At 42.8% G+C, this 21,930-nt stretch carries 14 protein-coding genes; 11 read left to right on the top strand and 3 right to left on the bottom strand.

The window, feature by feature from the left end:
• The first annotated feature begins 101 nt into the window (after positions 1 to 101).
• The 11 genes from G9Q97_RS03405 (at position 102) to G9Q97_RS03355 (ending at position 16,435) form a co-directional block, all read left to right on the top strand.
• Positions 102 to 311 (top strand): Sec-independent protein translocase subunit TatA/TatB, encoded by a 210-nt coding sequence (locus tag G9Q97_RS03405; protein ID WP_163381692.1) that lies wholly within the window; start codon positions 102 to 104, stop codon positions 309 to 311.
• A 4-nt stretch (positions 312 to 315) separates the two neighbouring features.
• Entirely contained in the window at positions 316 to 1,749 is a 1,434-nt protein-coding gene (gene gatA, locus G9Q97_RS03400) for an Asp-tRNA(Asn)/Glu-tRNA(Gln) amidotransferase subunit GatA (RefSeq protein WP_166143124.1), read from the top strand.
• 11 nt (positions 1,750 to 1,760) lie between these two features.
• Complete coding sequence (locus tag G9Q97_RS03395) at positions 1,761 to 3,152, top strand: lytic transglycosylase domain-containing protein (RefSeq protein WP_166143122.1); 1,392 nt, start codon at positions 1,761 to 1,763, stop codon at positions 3,150 to 3,152.
• 82 nt (positions 3,153 to 3,234) lie between these two features.
• On the top strand, positions 3,235 to 4,341 hold the full coding sequence (locus G9Q97_RS03390) for a DUF4837 family protein (protein ID WP_166143120.1): 1,107 nt from the start codon (positions 3,235 to 3,237) through the stop codon (positions 4,339 to 4,341).
• A gap of 36 nt (positions 4,342 to 4,377) precedes the next feature.
• The gene (locus tag G9Q97_RS03385; RefSeq protein ID WP_166143118.1) at positions 4,378 to 6,642 is read left to right on the top strand and encodes an NADP-dependent malic enzyme; all 2,265 of its coding nucleotides are present in this window, start codon (positions 4,378 to 4,380) and stop codon (positions 6,640 to 6,642) included.
• Entirely contained in the window at positions 6,639 to 7,241 is a 603-nt protein-coding gene (gene ruvA / locus G9Q97_RS03380; RefSeq protein ID WP_166143116.1) for a Holliday junction branch migration protein RuvA, read from the top strand. The genes G9Q97_RS03385 and ruvA overlap by 4 nt, the downstream gene beginning before the upstream one ends.
• Before the next feature lie 82 nt (positions 7,242 to 7,323).
• Positions 7,324 to 14,436 (top strand): T9SS outer membrane translocon Sov/SprA, encoded by a 7,113-nt coding sequence (sov, locus tag G9Q97_RS03375; RefSeq protein WP_166143114.1) that lies wholly within the window; start codon positions 7,324 to 7,326, stop codon positions 14,434 to 14,436.
• 50 nt (positions 14,437 to 14,486) lie between these two features.
• Positions 14,487 to 14,864 (top strand): glycine cleavage system protein GcvH, encoded by a 378-nt coding sequence (gcvH, locus tag G9Q97_RS03370; RefSeq protein WP_166143112.1) that lies wholly within the window; start codon positions 14,487 to 14,489, stop codon positions 14,862 to 14,864.
• 7 nt (positions 14,865 to 14,871) lie between these two features.
• Positions 14,872 to 15,252, top strand: a complete 381-nt coding sequence (locus tag G9Q97_RS03365) for a VanZ family protein (RefSeq protein ID WP_246255376.1) — start codon at positions 14,872 to 14,874, stop codon at positions 15,250 to 15,252.
• 71 nt (positions 15,253 to 15,323) lie between these two features.
• Positions 15,324 to 15,998 carry an energy transducer TonB gene (locus G9Q97_RS03360; RefSeq protein WP_166143109.1) on the top strand — a complete coding sequence of 225 codons (675 nt, stop codon included), beginning with the start codon at positions 15,324 to 15,326 and terminating at the stop codon, positions 15,996 to 15,998.
• Between the two features lie 77 nt (positions 15,999 to 16,075).
• Positions 16,076 to 16,435 (top strand): DUF2237 family protein, encoded by a 360-nt coding sequence (locus tag G9Q97_RS03355; RefSeq protein ID WP_166143107.1) that lies wholly within the window; start codon positions 16,076 to 16,078, stop codon positions 16,433 to 16,435.
• A 16-nt stretch (positions 16,436 to 16,451) separates the two neighbouring features.
• Here the strand turns inward: G9Q97_RS03355 and G9Q97_RS03350 are convergent, their stop codons facing one another.
• The 3 genes from G9Q97_RS03350 to G9Q97_RS03340 are packed head-to-tail and all read right to left on the bottom strand — an operon-like array spanning position 16,452 to position 21,889.
• On the bottom strand, positions 16,452 to 17,330 hold the full coding sequence (locus G9Q97_RS03350; protein WP_166143105.1) for a YicC/YloC family endoribonuclease: 879 nt from the start codon (positions 17,328 to 17,330) through the stop codon (positions 16,452 to 16,454).
• A 19-nt stretch (positions 17,331 to 17,349) separates the two neighbouring features.
• Complete coding sequence (locus tag G9Q97_RS03345) at positions 17,350 to 20,802, bottom strand: PD40 domain-containing protein (RefSeq protein ID WP_166143103.1); 3,453 nt, start codon at positions 20,800 to 20,802, stop codon at positions 17,350 to 17,352.
• Between the two features lie 31 nt (positions 20,803 to 20,833).
• Positions 20,834 to 21,889, bottom strand: coding sequence for an NAD(P)/FAD-dependent oxidoreductase (locus tag G9Q97_RS03340; RefSeq protein WP_166143101.1), 1,056 nt, complete (start codon positions 21,887 to 21,889; stop codon positions 20,834 to 20,836).
• Positions 21,890 to 21,930 lie beyond the last annotated feature (41 nt).

The following is a 21,930-nucleotide window of genomic DNA, read 5'->3' as shown; positions in this document are numbered from 1 at the left end:
AGTATATTTATAAAAAAAGATTACAACATGCTTTAAATTCTTTGCGTTAGAAAAGCATGGTTATATATTTGTAATAATTTCAAAATCAAAATAAGCAAAACATGAATACATTGGGTTTCATACAAAATATCGGAGGGGGATCTTTGGTGATCATCGTTCTGGTAGTCATTCTTCTTTTCGGCGCCAAAAGGATTCCTGAATTGGCTAGAGGTCTTGGTAGAGGTATCAGGGAATTTAAAGATGCCACCAAAGAAATCCAGGATGATTTGGAGGAAGGGTTGAAAGATGACAACAAAAAAGCAAAAAAATAACACGTTGGAAAAATTCCGCTCATTCGATGAGATAAAAAAATCGCTTGAAAATAAAGAAACAAATTGTAAAGCGATAGTAAATCATTACTTGAAAAACATTGAAACGAAGGCGCATTTAAACGCCTTCGTTGAAGTTTATGGCCCTTCGGCTTTAAAACAGGCTGAAGCCATTGATACGAAAATCGATAATGGAAAAGCCGGTAAATTAGCCGGTATGGTGATTGGTATCAAAGATGTCCTATGCTATCAGGGAAATATTGCCAATGCATCAAGTAAAATTCTCGAAGGATTTGAGTCGCAATTCACTGCTACAGCCATACAACGGCTTATCGATGAAGATGCGATTATTATAGGCAGGTTAAACTGTGATGAGTTTGGAATGGGATCTTCCAATGAAAACTCCGTACACGGGAAAGTTCTGAACCCAGTTGATGAAAGCCGTGTGCCTGGTGGTTCTTCAGGGGGTTCAGCTGTGGCCGTAAAAGCCAATCTATGTACCGTGTCTTTGGGCACCGACACTGGGGGATCCGTCAGACAACCTGCTGCCTTTACGGGAGTAATAGGCATTAAACCAACCTATTCCAGGGTATCCAGATTTGGTCTGATTGCCTATGCCTCCTCCTTCGATACAATCGGTGTATTTTCTAACAATGTAAAAGACAACGCCCTGGTACTGGAAACTATGGCCGGTCCCGACGATTTTGACAGCACATCTTCCAGAAAACCCGTGCCCGCTTACAGTGGCTTACTCCATTTTGACAAACCGGCTAAAATAGCCTATCTCAAAGAGACAGTACACTCTGAGGCTGTACAGCCGGAAATAAAACAACATACCCTGAATGTGCTGGAAAAGCTGAAAAATGAAGGGCATGAAGTGGAAGAAGTGAATTTTCCGCTTCTGGATTATGTTTTACCTACCTATTACATTCTAACCACTGCCGAAGCAAGCTCCAATTTATCGCGCTTTGATGGAGTGAAATATGGTTACCGCAGTCCAAATGCACACAATTTGGAAAGCATGTATAAATTGAGCCGGTCTGAAGGTTTTGGAGAGGAAGTGAAAAGAAGGATCATGCTGGGTACATTTGTGTTGAGTGCGAGTTATTACGATGCATATTTTACCAAAGCGCAAAAAGTAAGGAGATTAATAAAGGGATTTACAGAAGATTTATTGACTAAATTTGATTATATTGTCCTGCCGACAACACCGAGTACAGCATTTAAATTCGGGGAACATTCAAATGACCCCGTAGCCATGTACCTAGAGGATCTTTTTACAGTGCAGGCTTCTGTTTCCGGAGTGCCTTCGATATCTATCCCCAATGGAAAGGATAAAGAAGGATTGCCGATTGGTCTTCAAATTATGGCCAATTCTTTTAAAGAAGCCGAGCTGTATGCTTTTGCCAACTATTTGACAAGGTCAGGAATAAATGAATAAATATTATGGATATGAGGGAAGGATTTTTCTACAAAGTGATGGGGAGTGTTTGTATGCTAGGCTTATTTTTACAGCAGGCAGCAGCACAGGATAACTCGATTTTATTGGCCAATAAGGGGGAAGAAACACAGGAAGCAGTGCTTCCTTATTATGATTACGATCATATTCCGGATTTTACCTATGATGAAGTGGCCAAACGTGTTTCTGAAATGGAAACGGATATGCCGTTTGAATTGAATGAAACCATTTTCGCCTTTATCGATTACTTTACTGTCAGAAACAGGGATTATACCCGAATGGTTCTGGCCAGACAGGACATGTATTTCCCGATGTTTGATGAAGCCTTATCGCGACATGATATGCCGGAGGACATCAAATACCTGGCGATCATTGAATCCGGTCTAAACCCAAAGGCCAGGTCAAGGGTAGGGGCTTTAGGTTTATGGCAGTTTATGCCTGCTACAGGTAAAGAGTTTCAACTCTACATTAACAGTCATGTTGACGACCGGATGGATCCCGAAAAATCTACCGATGCGGCAATCCGTTACCTTAAGGCTTTAAACAAAAGGTTTAACAGCTGGGAATTGGCCCTGGCAGCTTATAATTGCGGACCGGGAAATGTAAACAAGGCTATCAGAAGATCTGGAAAACGGACTTTTTGGGGCATATACCGGTACCTTCCCCGGGAAACCAGAAGCTATATCCCACAATTTCAAGCCATCATGTATGTTTTGAGACATGCGGAAAAACATAATTTAATCCTGGAAGAACCTGCTTATGCAGTAGACTACGAAAAAGTGAATTTGGGCACTGGTTTTACTTTCGAAAATCTGGTCAAACATACGGATCTTTGTATAGAGGATCTGGAGCTATTGAATCCATCCCTTGTGAGAAGTGAAGTACCTGAATTTAGCAAAAACATTCCTTTAAATATCCCAAAACACCAGCATACTTACGTTTCCGAGAGCTTGGATTGGCTGGTCGATTCATTGGAAATATCCAAAAAGCGTTATCTGGCTTCCTTACCGGAAAAAGAAGAAAAACCCCTTCACAATATTACCTACAGGGTTCGGTCAGGGGACGTTTTAGGAAAAATAGCCCAGAATTACGGCGTTAGTGTAACCCAGCTGAAAAGCTGGAACAGCTTGTATTCTAATACCATCCGAGTAGGTCAGGTACTCCATATTTACCAAGACAGTGATACCTTTGAAAAAAGTCTTGCCTCCCAGGAATCGGATAATATTTCTCAAACAGGATCTGGAAAAATGTATACTGTACAGCCCGGAGATTCTTTATGGCTAATATCCAGAAAACTGGATGGAGTGACCATTGATCAATTGAAAAAATTGAACAACCTCAATAACAACCAGATCAAGCCAGGCCAAAAGTTAAAAATCAGTTGATTTAAACTATATTTTTAATTTAATTTTTTCCCTTTACCATTTTTCCCTAAATTAGGCCTGTTACAACAACAAACCAATAAATATGAGCATAAGAAAGTGTGTATTGGGCTTATTGACAGGAATTATACTATTTGCTTGTGAGGGCAATGGGCCGAATGGCTCGTCAAGTAATAAGCCAAAGGCCCGGGGTTCACTAGGTGAAATCCTATTGGTAATCGACTCTGCGAAATATGCAGGTCCTGTAGGGGATGCACTAAAGGAAGTTTTTGAAGCCAGTATACCTGGTATTATCCGTGATGAATCCATGTTTTATACCCGAAAAGTGGATCCCAGGGAGCTGACAAGAATTCTCAAGATGGCCAACAACATGGTATATGTTACCACATTTGACGATCAAAATCCTGCCAGCCGAAACATAACCAATCAATTTACCCCTGAATCCATTGAAATGAGCAAATCTGACTCCACCTTGTTCATGCTCAGGAATAATGATGAGTTTGCCATAGGCCAGGAAGTACTTTATCTTTTTGGGGAAAATGAGGAAGAACTGATCAAAAACTTAAAATCAAACAAATCTCAACTTCAAAATCTATTCATCAATAGAGAAAGGGAGCGGCTGGCCAAAGCATTATTCAACAGAAAAAACAGTGAGGCAATTGTAAAATCCGGGGAAAAATTCGGCATCACCCTCAATCTGCCGGCCTCCTACCAGTTAGCAATGGAAGAAGAAAATTTTTTATGGTACAGACAGCCAACCCTCAGGCCCGACAAGCCTGACATCAGCCTGTTTTTCTATCAAACAGATTATACCGATGAAGCGCAGCTTTTCCCCGAAAACATCATCAAGTTTAGAGATGAAATCACCAAAACACGTATTTTCGGAGATCCGGCCAAGAAAGAATCCTATATCGTTACCGAAAGGCTTGAACCACCGGTTTTTAAAAACACACAAATAGATGGCCAATATAGTGTGGAAATGAGAGGTGCCTGGAAAACCAACAATCTTTCCATGGGCGGGTCCTTTCTGTCCTACACCGTCGTAGATGAGGAGCAGGGTAAAATCTTTTATATAGAGGGTTTTGTCTATTATCCCAATGAAGCACATAGGTCTTCCTTAAGAGAAATTGAGACCATTCTTAATGCCACCGAATTTTCCACCGAGTTTGAGAATAGCCTCGAAGAAAACTAAATACCGCTTGTATCATTTTTCCCTAGTCGCTACATCATGAAGATAAGAAAAGAAGATGCCTTACAATATCACCAATTCAAAAAGCCGGGAAAAATTGAGGTAATCCCCTCTAAACCACTCTCCAGCCAACTAGATCTGGCACTGGCTTACTCTCCCGGTGTAGCAGAACCTTGCAAAGCCATTCAGGAAGTCCCGGATGATATTTACAAGTATACCGCCAAGGGAAACCTTGTAGCGGTTATATCCAATGGCACAGCCGTACTGGGTTTGGGAAATATTGGACCGGCAGCTTCGAAACCAGTAATGGAAGGTAAAGGTGTGTTGTTCAAAAAATTTGCCGGCATTGATGTTTTTGACCTGGAAATTGATGAAAACGACCCCGAAAGCCTGATAAAAATCATCCGGTCACTTGAGCCTACATTTGGGGGCATTAATCTGGAAGATATCAAAGCTCCGGAATGTTTCATCATCGAGAAAAAATTAAAAGAGCTGATGAACATACCGGTCATGCATGATGACCAGCATGGAACGGCCATTATTTCAGGAGCGGCCTTACTGAATGCCCTGGAAATGATCGGTAAAAAAATTGAAGACATCAAACTGGTGGTAAGTGGTGCAGGGGCAGCGGCCATTTCCTGTGCCCGGTTTTATGTAGGATTGGGTGTACGCTTAGAAAATCTTGTCATGTGTGACATAGAAGGTGTCATCAGGCAGGACAGGCCCGGTCTTACCGAGATACACAAAATGTTTGCCACCGACAAAGATATCCGCCATATCAGCGAAGCCATGGTGGGTGCAGATGTATTTTTGGGGCTATCGGCAGGTAACATCATCAGTCAGGAACAGGTGCAGACCATGGCAGACAACCCCATCGTATTTGCCCTGGCAAACCCTACCCCGGAGATCAGTTATGCAGAGGCCATGGCGGCCCGAAAGGACATCATCATGGCTACTGGCAGATCTGATTTCCCCAATCAGGTCAATAATGTGATCGGATTTCCTTACATCTTCAGGGGAGCACTGGACGTGAGAGCCACCGGTATCAATGAAGAAATGAAACTGGCAGCAGCTTATGCCATCGCCAACCTGGCCAAAGAACCTGTTCCAGACATTGTCAACAAAGCCTATGGGGAGTCCAAGCTGGCTTTTGGCAAGACCTACCTCATCCCAAAGCCACTGGATCCCAGATTGATCACCACCATAGCTCCTGCGGTGGCCAAAGCTGCCATGGCCTCTGGTGTAGCAAAAACACATATACAGGATTGGGGAGCCTATGAACTGGACTTGCAGGAAAGAATAGGCATTGACCAGAGATTGATGTCGCGCGTCATAACCAGGGCCAAAAAAGACCCCAAACGCGTGGTATTTGCAGAAGCGGACAATACCAAAATACTTAAAGCAGCACAACTTATACGGGATGAAAAAATAGGGGAACCAATTCTTTTGGGCAACAAACAAAAAATCAAAAAGCTGATCAAAGTCAATTCCCTGGACCTGGAGGATGTTTTGGTAATAGACCCAAACGAAGAAAAGGTAAAATTAAGGAAGTTTGGTGAAATCCTCTATGACAAGCGAAAACGCAAGGGATTAACTCCTTATGAATCCAGGAAACTGATGAAAGACCGAAATTATTTTGGGGCAATGATGGTGGAAACAGGTGAGGCAGATGCCCTGATATCCGGACTCACCAAAGATTACCCCCGAACCATTTTACCCTCTTTGCACATCATAGGAGTGAAAAAAGGAGTGGATAAAGTGGCCGGGATGTACATCATGAACTCGGATAAAGGGCCTTTTTTCTTTGCAGATACCACTGTTAACGAGAATCCAAGTGCAGATGAGCTGGTTGAAATCATTGGACTGACCGCCAATGGCGTACGATTTTTTGACATTGACCCGAAAGTTGCCATTCTTTCTTATTCTAACTTCGGTTCGGCAAAAGGCGATGTTCCCACCAAAACTGCCACGGCTACGCTGAAGGCAAAGGCCCGTTTTCCTGAATTGGTAATTGAGGGAGAAATGCAGGCCAATGTCGCCTTGGATGAAAATATCCAAAAGGAAAATTATCCATTTAGCGCACTAATCAACAATAAAGCCAACACGCTGATATTTCCAGATCTTGCTTCCGGAAATATCGCATACAAATTGGTGGCGGAAATAGGCAATGCGGAGGCCATCGGCCCCATACTTTTAGGAATGAATAAATCCGTCCATGTACTGCAACTGGGTAGTTCCGTTCGTGAAATTGTAAATATGGTAGCCATAGCAGTCGTGGATGCCCAAAGCATTGAGTCCATATGATAGCCTATTTAAAGGGAAAGCTAGCACATAAAGACCCCACTTATGTGATTATTGATATTCACGGGCTGGGCTATGAAGTCAAAATCTCCCTCACCACCTATGGCCTGGTCAAGGATGAAGAAGAGATCATGCTACATACCTATTTGCATATCAAAGAAGATGCACACACCCTGTTTGGCTTTAAGGAAGCCTCAGAAAAGAAAGCCTTTTTAGAGTTGATTTCTATCAATGGGGTTGGGCCCAATACCGGACTGATGATTTTGTCCTCCCTTACCGTTGAAGAACTGGAACAAGCCATTCTCCAAAACGACCATGCTACCATTCAACGGGTTAAAGGAATCGGTGCCAAAACTGCGCAGAGAATTGTTCTGGAGCTAAAAGATAAAATCAAAAAAGAAGGAATGACTGCCAGTGAAGGATCGGCAAGCGGCTTCATCCAAAACAGCAATAAATTAAAACAGGAAGCGTTACAAGCCTTGATCACACTAGGGTTTACCAAAGCCCAGGCAGAAAAAAATATCACTACGGTATTGAAAAAAAGTGGTCCCGATGTTTCATTGGAAGCATTAATTAAAGCATCTTTAAAGTCTTCATCATAAACGAGCAACATTGACCTTTACTTTCTCAAATATTTTTTGGAGAATAAAGTCATTTCATCAGCACATCATTCTTTTTGGGGGAATGTTTTGCCTGATGTTCGGCATGCCCTTGTCCGGAGCCCATGCTTTTCAGGAGCCTGCCGCAAACCCCACAGACTCCTTACCAAACCGCCTGGATACCTTGTCCAAAAGAAAGGAATTACCCTCTTTTCTGCTATGGGATGATTTAAATACCAATCCCCTGTATCCTTCCCAGAATCCTTTTCTTCAAAAGCAATCCCCCTTCCTCCTCCGGCCCCAGAGAAACCAAAGGATAGAAGTGGAAGTGGATACAGCAGTAAGGTACAGGATCTATCAAAATCAGGATTCAGCGGCCCTGGATCCCGGTTACTCCCTGGATTTTGAGGATTATTCCCGCATGCAGGAATTACGCATCAGACAGGAATACTGGAGGAACAGGTCCCGGGGGCTCGATGGAGAAAGTGCTGTAGGGGGAAGAGGATTGATCCCTCCGATTACAATGAGTCCCACCTTTGACAGGATTTTTGGAGGAAGTGAAATCACCATCGTTCCAACGGGTAATGTAAATCTGGATTTTGGAGGCATATTCCGCAGAATTGATAACCCTTCCATACCCATCCGGCAGCAAAGAAACGGCGGCTTTAATTTTAACCAGCAAATCCAAATGAGCGTCAACGGGATGCTGGGTCAGAAGGTCCGTATTGGTGCCAATTTTGACAGCAATAATTCTTTTGATTTTGAAAATCAACTCAAAGTCGAATATGCCGGCTTTGAAGAAGATATTTTAAAAACCATTGAAATCGGTAACGTCAGCATGCCGGTTCAAAACAGCCTGATCCAGGGAGCTCAAAACCTTTTTGGCGTAAAAACCCAAATGCAGTTTGGCAAGCTTTTCATGACTACAGTAGCCTCTACCCAAAGAGGGAGAAGGGATGAAATAGTACTCGAAGGGGGGAATCAGGGAAGGCCATTTGAAGTAAGGGCATCGGCTTATGATGAAAACAGGCATTTTTTCCTGAGCCATTTTTTTCGCAATAATTTTGAAAGGTGGTTGAGAGGATTGCCTCAGGTGCTTTCCGGAGTACAAATAACCCGGGTAGAGGTATATATCATGAACAGGGCCAATAACACGCAGACGCTAAGAAACTTCGCTGCCTTCATGGACCTGGGAGAAGGACAGCGGATCTATAATCCGGAAAATCCGGGAATAGGCCAGGGAAACCCCCAATCTCCTGCTGCCAATGGTGCCAATGAATTGTTTAATACCCTTAGGAACAACACCGCCTACAGGGATTTTGAGACCGCTGCCAATGCCATCAGTACTGATTTGGGACTGGAAAGAGGAGTGGAATTTGAACAAATCAACGGTGCCCGTAAACTGGCAGAAAACGAATATACCTTTCACCGGCAGCTGGGGTATCTCAGCTTATCCAGAAAACTTCAAAACGATGAGGTCATTGCCGTTTCTTACGAATACACCTATAATGGTCAGAGCTATAAGGTAGGTGAATTGACGGAAGACTACCAAAACAGGCCCGAAGACAATGTGATTTTCCTCAAAATGCTGCGACCAGCCAGGATCAACACCCGTATCCCAACCTGGGACCTGATGATGAAAAACATTTACAACCTGAATGCCAACCAAATTCAGAAAGAGGGCTTTCAGCTTCAGATCATTTACCGGGATGACCGAACAGGCCTGGACAACCCAAGTTTACTGGAGGGGCAGAATGTCAAGGATATTCCCCTTATCCGCCTGCTTAAACTGGACAACTTAAATCCGCAGAATGATCCCCAACCTGATGGTAATTTTGACTATGTGCAGGGGCTGACCATCGTTCCGGATCAAGGTTTGGTTATTTTTCCGGTTTTAGAGCCATTTGGAAGCACACTTGAAGAAAATTTCCTCCCTTCTGAAGTCAACCTTAAGGAAAAGTTTGTCTATGATACCCTCTACCGTACCACTCAGGCAGATGCTGAACTGGTCACCCGGCTGAACAAATACTTTCTAAAGGGGAGTTTTACTTCAGGTTCTGCGTCTGAAATCATGCTGCCCGGACTCAATATCAGTGAAGGCTCCGTATTGGTCACTGCCGGAAATATCCCGCTGACGGAAGGTGTAGATTACACAGTAGATTACAATATCGGACGGGTCGTGATCATTAACGAAGGCATCCTTCAATCCGGGAAAAGAATCAGTGTCAGTTTTGAAAAAGCCGATTTGGTATCCTTTCAAACACGAAGCTTGCTGGGCACCCGTCTGGATTACATGGTCAATGAAAACTTCAACATAGGTGGTACCTTTCTTTACCTGAATGAACGGCCCAATATTTCCAGAATTGCTACCGGTAACGAGACCCTGAGGAATTCACTATGGGGCCTTGACGTGAATTATGATGAGGAATCCCTGTTTCTTACCAAACTGGCCGATGCGCTTCCGTTTACAGAGACCAAGGAGGCCTCATTGGTGCAATTCAATGGGGAATTTGCGCACCTGATACCGGGCACCTCCAACCAGGTAGATGGAGAAGGGGCTTCCTACATTGATGATTTTGAAACGGCCATCATTCCCTTTAATCTGGGTTCAGCTCCCCAGACCTGGAACCTGGCCACCACTCCCGCCACCAACGACAATGAATTTGACTTAAGTCAGCAGACCGAAGACCGATTGGGCAATGCCTACAAAAGAGCCCGGCTTTCCTGGTATACCATAGATAATGTATTTTACCGGCCTGCGGGTCGGGGAGTCCCTCCCAACATCACCAATGATGACCGTAGAAATCATTATGTCAGAAGGGTCTTGCCCCAGGAAATTTTCAGGGGAAGAAACAGAGATGTATTGATTACGCCTGAACCCCTCTTTGAAATGGCCTATTTCCCGCATGAAAGGGGCATGTATAATTTTAATCCAGATCTGGATGCATCAGGCTTATTGCCAAACCCCAGAGAAAATTATGGCGGAGTGACCAGGGCCATTACTTCGGAAGTAGATTTCGACCGAACCAATATCGAATACATAGAATTCTGGCTGATGGACCCTTTTATTTCAGGGCCAAATGGCAGGGTATTGGATGGTATTTTCAATGAAAACAATACCACCGGCGGCAAATTGGTATTCAATTTGGGAGAGATATCCGAGGATGTAATCGTCGACGGCAGGCATGCCTTTGAAAATGGCCTCCCTGCCGATGGTTCTGAAGACAGAACCACTGCCAATGAATGGGGCAGAATCACCAATCAGCAGTTTCTGACCCCTGCATTTGACAATTCACCCGAAGCCAGGGAAAATCAGGATGTGGGGCTGAACGGATTAAGCAATACTGAAGAAGCTTCATTTTACGAAGATCGATTCCTCAACAGGTTGAACGTAACCCCTCAGGCGATGGAAACGATCATGGAAGATCCCGCCGCTGATAATTTCCAATATTACCTGGATGAAGAATTTGATCAGAATGATGTTAAAATACTGGAGAGATATAAAAAATTTAATGGACTGGAAGGCAATACACCCATCACCGCCAACACCAACCTGGCCTACACACCATCAGGGTCTAATGTGCCGGACAATGAGGATCTGAACAATGACAATACCATCAACGAAGTAGAAAGTTACTACGAGTATGAGATTGACCTTCGGCCCAGTGGTCTTGAGGTGGGAGAAAACAATATTGTAGACCGTGTCACTCATGTGGAAAATGGTGAAGAAGTGGATTGGTACCTCTTCCGTATTCCGGTAAGGCAACCTGACGCTACCTATGGAAACATCTCCGGTTTTAAATCTATCCGTTTTATCCGAACCTACCTCACCGACTTCCAGCAGCCCGTGGTTTTGAGAATGGGCCAATTCAGGTTGGTTGGTAGTCAATGGCGAATTTTCCAGGAATCCCTTTTTGATAAAACTTTTTCTGAAATTCCCGAACCTGATAATTCAAATTTTACAGTAGGTGTTGTTAATATTGAAGAAAACGGACAGGGAAGTGAAAATCAAAGTCCTTATGTTTTGCCTCCGGGGATTTTCAGAGACAGGGACAACACCTCCACCGTGGAACGACAACTAAATGAACAATCCCTGAGGCTTTGTGTGGAAAACCTGCAAAGCAGGGATTCCAGGGCTGTGTTTAAAAATGTAAGCCAGGATCTGGTGCAATATGGAAGGCTCAAAATGTTTCTCCATGCCCATAGCCAGGATGCCAATGACGGAGAATTGACGGGCTTTTTGAGAATAGGAACCGATTATACGGACAATTATTATGAAATAGAAGTCCCCTTATTCATCACACCATCAGGGACGCGGGATCCCAGGCAGATCTGGCCTTTGGAAAACGAAATCGATATCGGAATAGATGAAATTGTTGGGGTAAAAGCAGAAAGGGACAACAACCAGCGACCTCAAAACCTCCCCTACTCTATCCAGGTGCGGCAATATAAAGTAACCGTGGTGGGACGCCCTGAATTGAATTTTATCCAGGGCATGATGATAGGCATCCGAAATCCGGGAAACACAGGAGGTGTCAGCAAATCTGTATGTGTATGGGCCAATGAATTACGGGCAACAGACTTTAACAAATCTTCAGGATGGGCAGCCAATGCCAGATTAAACGCCCAAATAGCTGATGTGGCAACAGTATCCTCCTCTATCAGGCACAATACCTTTGGTTTTGGCGGACTGGAAACCCGGCTTTCGGAAAGGGCCAGAGAGGCTACTACCCAGTACGATATCTCGGCAAATATCAATGTGGACAAAATATTGCCAAAGGGACTGGGCGTTAGTATCCCCATGTACATCAGTGTGGAAAATTCCACTACCAAACCAGAATTTGATCCGTTAAATCCTGATGTTCCTTTTGAAATAGCATTACAAAAATTTCAGTCAGACGCAGCGCGGGAAGCTTATCAAAACCTCGTCCTGGACCAGTCCAAGCGAAAAAATTTCAGCCTGAACAATGTCAGGAAAATAAAGAATCCCGATAAAGAAACCAACCGCCTTTATGACCTGGAAAATTTCTCCTTTTCATATGCTTACGGCTCAGTAAGGCAAAGCAATATTCAGTTGGAAAGCTATATTTTTGAAACCTACAGGGGAAGTATCGCCTACAGCTATCAGCCTGATCCACTTATCGTAGAACCATTTAAACAAATGGGCTTTCTGAGAAGTGACCACCTGCAGTTGATCCGGGATTTTAACATCAACTTTGCGCCCAGCCTTGTTTCTGCCAGGTTAGATGTAGACCGGCGGTTTATGCGTACCCAAAACCGCAACGACCAGCTGAGTACCGCAGGAGTGGATCCACTTTTTCAAAAAAGCTTTTACATCAACCGTTTTTACAGCCTCAATTGGGACCTTACCGAAAACCTGTCGTTCGATGTCAATTCCAGCGTCAATGCCATCGTGGACGAACCTGAAGGAGACCTGGATACCGAAGGCAAGTTGGATTCCTTGCGAAACAACATCAAAAACCTGGGAAGAACGACCAACTACAACCAGCAGGCTGTGGCCAACTACAGGTTACCGCTGGACAAATCCCCCCTCACCAACTGGATCAGTGCAGATTTAAGGTATGAGGCGACCTACAGCTGGATTACCGGAGCCATAGGACAAAAGGATACCCTGGGAAATGTCATTCAGAATACAAGAGACAGGTCGGTCTCAGGCAAATTGGATTTGGTACAACTGTACAACAAAAACAAACGACTCAATGCCCTCAATGCTCCTAAACGGCCAAATATTCCCGGAAGGCCCGCTCCTCAAAATACCGATGCTGAAGAAGCGGGTGATGAAGAGGAAGAAAAGGTAATTTCAACCGAAGGATTTGGAGCTGAATTATTGAGATTTCTGATGATGGTTAAAGAAGTCAATTTCAGTTACCGAATTACGGAGGGCACATTTCTTCCGGGATATCTGCCCAATACTGGGCTATTCGGTATGGACAGGAGTTTTTTGAACCCTGGTTTGGGTTTCCTTCTGGGAAGCCAAAACAGCGATATCAGATTTGATTTGGCCAATCGTGGTGTTTTGGCGGCCAGTACCTCCCTTACCCAGGCATTTCGCCAGAATCAATCAAAAAACCTGCAGATTAGCTCATTGGTTGAGCCATTAAAGGACTTTAGACTTACCATGGAGCTTCGGAAGAGAGAAAATGGAGATTACAGCGAAATATTCAGAAGAACCGGGCCCGGTACAGAAGATTTTACTTCGGTTAATCCAAACCGGATGGGATCCTATAGCATCAGCTATAACGTTTTAAAAACGGTATTTAAACGGCAGGACACACAAAATGTCTCCCCTCTTTTTACAGACTTTGAAAATTACCGGAGCATCATACAATCCCGGTTGGAAGTTGAAAATCCCGGTGGGGCCTATGAAATCAACGGGCAGAACGTATTGATCCCTGCATTTCTGGCCGCCTATTCTGGGAAGACCGCCTCTGCAATAGACTTGAATCCATTTCCTGAATTCCCCTTGCCAAACTGGAGGGTGGAATACCGGGGTTTGGCAAGGCTTCCGGCTTTAAGTGACTATTTCTCTTCCATTAACCTGACCCATAATTATTCATCTTTATATGAAGTAAGTAATTTCTCCAATGCACTCATTTATCAGGAAGGTTTGGAATTGTACAACACCCTACAGCAACTTCCCATGCCCAGTATGACAGACGAGTTCGGTTCTTATATACCCATTTTTATTTTAAATGATGTGGTAATTTCAGAGAGATTTGCACCCCTTATCGGGGTGGATTTGCTCACCAAAGACCGCATGAACATCAGTTTTGAATACAATACGGAAAGGAATATTGGTTTGAATTTTTCCAACGCCCAGGTCACCGAACAAAACAGCCAGGATTTCCGCTTTAATCTGGGTTACACCAAGGCCGGGGTGAAGGTGCCATTCAAGATACAGGGGCGGCAGGAAGTGCTCAACAATGACCTTACTATAAGGATTTCTACCAGCATCGTAGACACCAATACCGTACAAAGGAAAATTGAAGGGGAAAGCACCCTGACCAATGGAAACCTTAACATACAGTTCAGGCCCAGCATTGGATATGTAGTCAATCAAAAACTCAACATTCAATTTTACTTCGACCGAACCATCAATGATCCTAAAGTATCCACCGCATTCCGCAGAAGTTCCACCTCATTTGGCGGCCAATTGACATTTAATTTGAGTGAATAATTTTGTCCTATCCAGAAACATCGTATTTTTGAACCGTTAACTGATAAAAAATGAATTTTCCAAAAGAACTACAATACACCAAAGACCATGAATGGGTCAGCGTTGAAGGAAATATTGCTACCGTGGGTATCACGGACTTCGCCCAGAAAGAATTGGGCGATATTGTTTTTGTAGAAGTCGATACCGTAGGCGAAAGTCTGGAGACCGGTGAAATTTTTGGTACTGTAGAGGCAGTAAAAACCGTTTCTGACCTCTTTATGCCGATAACTGGTGAGGTTGTGGAATTGAATGAGCAGCTGGAAGATTCGCCGGAATTGGTCAACGATGATCCTTATGGAGCGGGTTGGATGATCAAAATCAAAATAGAAGAAGGTACAACTCATTCTTTGTTGTCTCCTGAAGAGTACACTGCTATAATTGGACAATAGGTCGTTTTTGAAGCATCCATTGATTCCTGCTTTGGTCTGGTCACTTGGCATGGCATACGCCTTGTTTAGTCCGGGCAGTGAAGTACCGGATATCCCGAAATTCTACGGCTCGGATAAATTGATCCATTTTGGCATGTTTTCAGGTATGGCTTTCTTATGGAACAGGGTCATCAGATTGCAACTTCCGGAAGAAAGCAGGGAAAAACAAAAAAAGTTTACTAATTACTTAGTTTTATGGATTTTTATAGCTATCTTTACAGAGTACTTGCAAATACTAGTGCCAGGCAGGTCGTTTGACTATCTGGATATTGTGACCAATATATTGGGGGGAACTATCGGAACAATTATTTTTGTTTACATGAATAAGAAGAGTAGCATTCTTGTATAAATAAAAATAATTTGTTATGATTGTTACTTGTAAATTAAAAGCTGAATCAACAAATTAAAAGGAGTTATAACATGGAAGCTAAAAAGACACCCAAAGCTGATCTGACCAAGAAAACAGGCATGTTCCTGAATCTTGGCTTGATGGTCAGTGTTGGTCTGGTTCTATTTGCCTTTGAATACAGGTCCTATGATGATGGCCTGCTCAAAGATCTGGGATCGATCGATGATGATTTTGAAGAATTGCTGGACATTCCAATTACGGAACAACCGCCACCACCGCCACCTCCAGTGGAACAACCTGAAATCAAGGAAATCCCTGATGAAGTGGAGATTGAAGAAAAAATCGAGGTAAATTTCGATGTGGATGTACAGGAAGAAACTGTAATCAAGGAAGTTGAGATTGCGGAAGCTCCAGTTGAAGAGAAAGCTGACGAGATTTTTGACGTGGTGGAAAACATGCCTACCCCTCCGGGAGGAATGGAAGGTTGGAATAAGTACTTATCCAAAAACCTTAAATACCCGACTCAGGCAAGAAGGATGGGCATAGAGGGTACCGTGTACGTCGTATTCGTCGTTAATACAGATGGTTCCATACAAGATGTAGATATCCTTAGGGGAATTGGTGGCGGATGCGATGAAGAAGCCATGAGAGTTGTTAGAAATGCTCCCGCCTGGGAACCAGGAAGACAAAGAGGCCGTCCTGTAAGGGTAAAAATGAGATTACCTATCAGGTTCCAATTGAGTTAATTAAATTCTATTGATAATCAGTTAAAATGCCATAGATATCCCATCTATGGCATTTTTTATTTAATCCACTGCTATCTATGCCTAATAATGTTTTCGGACAAGCCCTTACTCCCTGCTGTTTTAAGCCGGTAACAGGGTACTTTAGAGATGGTTATTGCAGGACAGGAAAGGGAGATACAGGAACCCATACTGTCTGTGCTATCATGAGTGAAGCTTTTCTTGAGTTTAGCCAATCTGTAGGAAATGACTTAAGCACCCCCAGACCCGGATTTGATTTTCCCGGATTAAAACCGGGTGACCAATGGTGTCTCTGCCTGACACGATGGATTCAGGCTTACCATGCGGGAGTTGCTCCCAAAGTTGTGCTTGAAGCTACACATGAAAAAAGTCTGGACCTTATTGATTTACAAGAATTGATTAAGTTTGCAGCCAGGTAAAGACCAGACTGCCTTTTTAAAGAATATTTAAAGCCTGTTCTTTTATCTTTTCCAATTCGTCTTTCATGTTGATTACATGGTGTTGTATGGCTGCATCATTGGCCTTGGACCCAATGGTATTGATTTCCCTTCCCATTTCCTGACTTACGAAACCCATTTTCTTGCCTTCCGAGCGATCGGAATCCAAAACAGCGGCAAACAACTTCAGGTGTGCATCCAGTCTAACTATTTCTTCTGAAATATCAAGTTTTTCAAAATAATAAATCAGTTCCTGTTCAAACCTGTTTTCATCAAAAGCTTGCTCTTTCACCCAGTCTGAAAAGTTATTTTTTATTTTATTTACCAAACGCTCTTTACGTTTGGGGACCAATTCCTGAATATGCTCAAGGCTTCCTTCGATTAAATGTAAACTCTCCCTGAATTTTCTCATCAATACATCCCCTTCTTTTCTGCGGAAATCATCACAATCCTGCAAGGCATTTTCCAAGACTTCTTTTACTTTCTCCCAGGAGGCTATTGAATCTGATTTTTCGGTGTTGGATAAAATCACATTGGGAGATTGCAGTGCCAGTTTAAACAACTCAGGTGTTTCTATCCGCACAGATTTGGCCATGTCTGAATATTTCCGAACATATTTCTCAAACAATTCCTCCTGAATCACTATAGGGAGCTCGTCTTCCTTTTTGGAAATGAAATCTACCGAAACATTCACTTTGCCTCTTTCAAGGACACCTGTCACCAGGGTTTTTACTTCTGTTTCTTTATCTGAAAACTGTTTTGGAGATCTGAAACTGAGATCAAGAAACTTGGAATTGAGGGTTTTGACTTCAACCTGAATGGAATAATCCTGGTCCTCAAAGGCTGCAAGACCAAAACCTGTCATTGATTTTATCATGTTAAAAAAGATTTGGTAATTAAAAATTATACCCCAAAGTTACATAAAATCTCGTCTTTTCTACTGAATAATTCCTGATAGGCCTGGCAGCATCCACCTTCACATAATAGTTGAGTAAAACCGTCCTTATTCCTGCTCCATAGCTCTGCAACCAGGGATTGTTGAAATTATTCAAGGTAATCACAAAGGGAGAACCTTCCGTATTGATGATTTCTGTATTCTGATCATTCACCCGTTCCCAGGGAGCGGAGTTAGTCCAGGAGGAGCCTGTATCATAAAAGCCTACCAATTGAAAGTTTCTAACGAAATTTGAGGTAATATTTCCTCTGGATAGGTAGGAAAACAAAGGAATTCTCAATTCCGCACTGAAAGTTATCACATTGTTTCCTCTTATTTCATCGTAATCAAAACCCCGCAGGTCTACAAACTCCGCAAACAGCAAATTAGAGTTTTCCACCCAATTTTCATTACGGAGAGGCGATACCTCAGGACGGTTTGTAGGAGGCTGGTAAAACTGATTAAACAACCAGTTGTCCATACCACCCACCAGGTATTTTTGGGGGTTATTGCCGAAGAAACTTCCTGCGAATAAGCGGGTCGCAAAGGTGATGTTCTTATGGATTTTTTGATAATTTCTAATATCAAGGTATACATTGCTAAAAGAACGCTCGGAGAGGTTTAAACCCTGATAATGAACCATTCCTATTTTGCCTTTCAAGCCTTGTTCCATATAAAGTCCAAGCTGCCTGGTCTTATCGACCACCAACTCGGCCCTGCCACCGGCGTAATTGATATCGAGCCGGCTTTGCGGACCATCTCCCCCTCTCAATATCGAATCCGGATTTAAATTAAAATACTGTGATTTAGCTACAAATGGTGATAAACTCACTCTGGTGTTTACGGATAAGGGGTAAGATACCCCTACTTCTGATTTGGTGAGGACATACTTCTGTTCAGTCAGGTTTCCCTCTCTCATGATCAAAGCCCTCCGATCAAATCTACCCCTGAAATCAAGTCGGTATTTCAGGTATTCATATTCAAAATGGATGTCACTCCCTGACCTAAAGTCCATGGCAGCCATGATACCACCTCTTATGGAATGATTGTCCAGCAGATCTGTCATTCTACCACTTAGATTAATCCCAAAACCCCGCAGCGGATCCACTACAAAAGAAGTGTTCAAACTAGTGGTTATAAATTGAGGAATATAATTCCTGGGCCCTTGTACCCTTTTGACCATATTCTGCTGTCTGAAAGCGTCTAAAATATTACTTCTTCTTTCGGCAAGAGAAGTGTCTTCCTGCTCGGCCCTTGATGACTCCTGCCCATACAAGGATGGTATCGTATCGAAAACATAATTATCGGTATCCAATCCCCCTTCCCTCTCAAACCGGAGTCTATCCACATTTATGGCTCCAGTCAAAGGTGCCTCTGATTGGGGAATGGTATCCTGAAGCACCGGCTGCTGTGTCTCCATAGGCTGCATTGCTGAAGTATCTGGCACCACATCTCCCAACATCAAGCTCTCCAAATTGATGCCGGAAAGGCTTGTGTCCGCTTCTGTGACCTCCGGTGCTAAATTCTCCTCACTGATGGAAGGAGCGACTGATATTTCTTCCGTTTCCCGATCTTCTGCTTCAGGATCCTCTTCTTCTCCTCGTTGAATCCTGCGATTAGAAATCCGTTCATTAAGCATTTTGGCTTGCTTTAACTGAATTCTAGGGGTACTTGGAGTAAACTGGTCCATATTTGGAAAGGTTTCCAAGACCAGCATGCTTTGCCTGCCATCCCTTACGGAATAGGCCCATTTGTTGTTTTCGACATCATAGTCAAAAGATTCCAGACTTTTATTGAATGCAGAAACCTGACTGGAAATATTGCTTCCCAGTCCCAACCTCATGATATTGGTTATGCCACTTTGCTCACTAAGGTGAAGAATGGTGGCATTATTCAACTTCTTAGGAAGCAAGTTGATGTGATTCAGATTGGTTAACCGCTTCTCCGAAATGGAATCTCCAAGATCCAATTGAAACAAATTGTAATAATCTGGAAGATTGTTCACATCTATTACCCCTGTCATCAAACTATCCGGAAGGTCTGTTTTGTTTGAAGAATAAATTATTGTTGAATCATTGAGGTAAATAGGGGTACGGTCATCAAAAACATCATTGGTAATTCTCCTACCCTGCCCCCTCATATTGAGCGTGTAAATATCAGTTTGCCCGTTATTGATTGCGGAAAGCACCATTGTTTGACCATTCGGTGCAAAATCCAGGTCCAAAATTTGTGTAATATTTCTCAGAAATATTTTATCCTGGCTACTGCCATCAATTGCCCGCATCCTCAGGGTTGTCACCCCTCTTTTGAACGTGGCTATCACCAGGTTCAGCGTGTCACGCCAGGCGATGGCCGGACTGGAATAGTCTGCTTCTTGCTCGGAAGAAGAATACCCTCCTTTGAAAATTACCCTCTCCCTGTTACTATTTAATTCCCTGATTTTAACTTTGAATTTTCCTTCGGTATTTTGTATGTAGGCGAGATGTTTACCATCCGGACTGAAGCTTAAACCCGATATGGCACCAAACCTGTTCTTAGGGGTTGTTACAATGACATTGCTTACGTCCAGATCCTTGAAATTTTGAAATACATCCTGATTTATATCGGTGTAGAACTTTCTCCATTCATTGGTGAAATCCTTAAACCTCCTACCCAGTGTATTGGAAATGCTATTTTCTTCATTTCTATTTATCCTACTGAGGTTCAGAATACTAGAAATGTATCTTTTGCCATATTTTTCTACGATATAATTCCATATAGACTGCCCTACCAAACCAGCCTCTTCATTTTGCAATTTGAAAAGCTTAGGGTTTTCATTATCCCGTAGGTAGTGTCGGACAAAATCGTCCATTTCCCGGCTCCAACCCTTGGCAAGATAAAGGGCTGCACCATCAATAAACCAATCGGGAAAATTATTTACCAGATTGGCCTGAAAAGCATCAGAAATACTCGAGCCATACAACATCTCCTCAATGATAATTTTAGAGGTATTGTAAAGTAACTCCTTTTTGAAAGATTCCCAGGAACCTGAATAGGCTACTTCTGCCAGCAGTTTGCTGAAAAAGGTTTGCCCATCTACTGTAAAATTATTTTCATTGAGATTAAGGTTGCTCTGCAGCAATTCCTGATTGGAATTGTAAATGAAAATTTTTGGCTTGGTGTAAGCCACATACCCGATAGACTGCGTTAAATTATCAAATTCACCCTCCAAAAAATCAATCGCCCTTCGGGCATTGGTTTGTCCTCCGTCATAATAGTAAACCTCAAAATTGTTGGAGGTAAAATAATACCAATCCTTTTCTTTGTATTGAATCCTATTTTTACCAAATCTTTCTTGATCAAACTGGGCCAGGAGCGTTCCGCTACTGCCACAAAAGACCAATAACCAAATAAGTGCTAGATTTTTAAGTCTCATTTACCTGCCTAAGAAATTATTTTCCAATATCTTAAATATACTTAAAAAATCGATTTATGTTCACTTCTTTTTGAAGTTCCTCCCCACGAACCAAAAATTCCACCATATTTTTACTAAAATAAGGGGCTAACGAAACACCTTTAGCTCCCAATCCCCCGAAGATGTAAACGTTTTCCTCTGATGGATGTTTTCCCAACATGGGTTTTCTATCAATGGTCGCTGGTCTGATGCCAACCTGTTGATCGGTGACCTCTATTACTTTTGCTGGAATCAACTGTCCAAGTTTTTCCAGAATTTCCCTTTTTCCTGAATCCGTTGGTATTAAGTCCACATTTTGGTTGTCGTAGGTAGCGCCAACCTTACCCAGCCCATTTCCCATGTCAATTCTAAATACCCCTCTGTTTACTATTTCCCGTGAATGAAATTCCTGCCTCACAGTAAGAATTTCTCCCTTGACAGGGGTAAATGGCAGCCAATTGAAAAAACTGGAATCCTTTGCCTGTACACCGTTTGTAAAAACCAGGTTTTTTGCTTCTAATTGCCCGTACTGCCATGTCCCTTCAGGATTTCTTTTTAAATGCCCGGGTAAAAACCGTACTTCTGTCAACATGCCTTGCTTCTTCACCCAGGACCGATAGGCTTTAAGCAGGCTTTTGATGTCTACATAACCGGATTTTTTTAACAAAAGTCCACCCAAATCATCCCTTACTCCTGGAAATTGGGGGCCAGTGATCACTTTTTCTATAAATCCGGTATATTGTTCATCAGCACTTTTGGCCAACCATTCATTTTGTTCCTCAAAAGAAATAAAGGGCCGGTAAATCCCTATGGGATGCAAAATTTTTTGCTTTAAGAACCCCTCCATCTCTTTATAAAACGGTTCGATCTCATCAAACAATATATCCGCCAGCCAGGTTTTTCCCAATTTTCTACCTGTGACAGGATTGTACAATCCTGCTGCAACCTTGCTGCTGCTGGAGGGATGTGCATCATCGATGAGATGAACCTTGTATCCAGCCTCAAGAAGCCGGTAAGAGAGTATCGTACCAGCGAGACCCTGACCAATAAGTAAAAAATCCACTTTCATGCCTGAAATTAAATCATTCTTTGTTATTTTGAACCTCTAAC

Origin of the sequence: Cyclobacterium plantarum (genome assembly GCF_011290685.1) — a bacterium.
Taxonomy (GTDB): Bacteria; Bacteroidota; Bacteroidia; order Cytophagales; family Cyclobacteriaceae; genus Cyclobacterium; species Cyclobacterium plantarum.
This window is presented reverse-complemented; position numbering and strand designations above follow the sequence as displayed.

What these genes read in the sequence shown, in the direction of transcription:
- G9Q97_RS03405 (WP_163381692.1), top strand. Translation starts at nt 102, where the DNA reads ATGAATACATTGGGTTTCATACAAAATATCGGAGGGGGATCTTTGGTG.
- G9Q97_RS03395 (WP_166143122.1), top strand. Translation starts at nt 1,761, where the DNA reads ATGAGGGAAGGATTTTTCTACAAAGTGATGGGGAGTGTTTGTATGCTA.
- G9Q97_RS03390 (WP_166143120.1), top strand. Translation starts at nt 3,235, where the DNA reads ATGAGCATAAGAAAGTGTGTATTGGGCTTATTGACAGGAATTATACTA.
- G9Q97_RS03385 (WP_166143118.1), top strand. Translation starts at nt 4,378, where the DNA reads ATGAAGATAAGAAAAGAAGATGCCTTACAATATCACCAATTCAAAAAG.
- ruvA (WP_166143116.1), top strand. Translation starts at nt 6,639, where the DNA reads ATGATAGCCTATTTAAAGGGAAAGCTAGCACATAAAGACCCCACTTAT.
- sov (WP_166143114.1), top strand. Translation starts at nt 7,324, where the DNA reads ATGTTTTGCCTGATGTTCGGCATGCCCTTGTCCGGAGCCCATGCTTTT.
- gcvH (WP_166143112.1), top strand. Translation starts at nt 14,487, where the DNA reads ATGAATTTTCCAAAAGAACTACAATACACCAAAGACCATGAATGGGTC.
- G9Q97_RS03360 (WP_166143109.1), top strand. Translation starts at nt 15,324, where the DNA reads ATGGAAGCTAAAAAGACACCCAAAGCTGATCTGACCAAGAAAACAGGC.
- G9Q97_RS03355 (WP_166143107.1), top strand. Translation starts at nt 16,076, where the DNA reads ATGCCTAATAATGTTTTCGGACAAGCCCTTACTCCCTGCTGTTTTAAG.
- G9Q97_RS03350 (WP_166143105.1), bottom strand. Translation starts at nt 17,330, where the DNA reads ATGATAAAATCAATGACAGGTTTTGGTCTTGCAGCCTTTGAGGACCAG.
- G9Q97_RS03345 (WP_166143103.1), bottom strand. Translation starts at nt 20,802, where the DNA reads ATGAGACTTAAAAATCTAGCACTTATTTGGTTATTGGTCTTTTGTGGC.
- G9Q97_RS03340 (WP_166143101.1), bottom strand. Translation starts at nt 21,889, where the DNA reads ATGAAAGTGGATTTTTTACTTATTGGTCAGGGTCTCGCTGGTACGATA.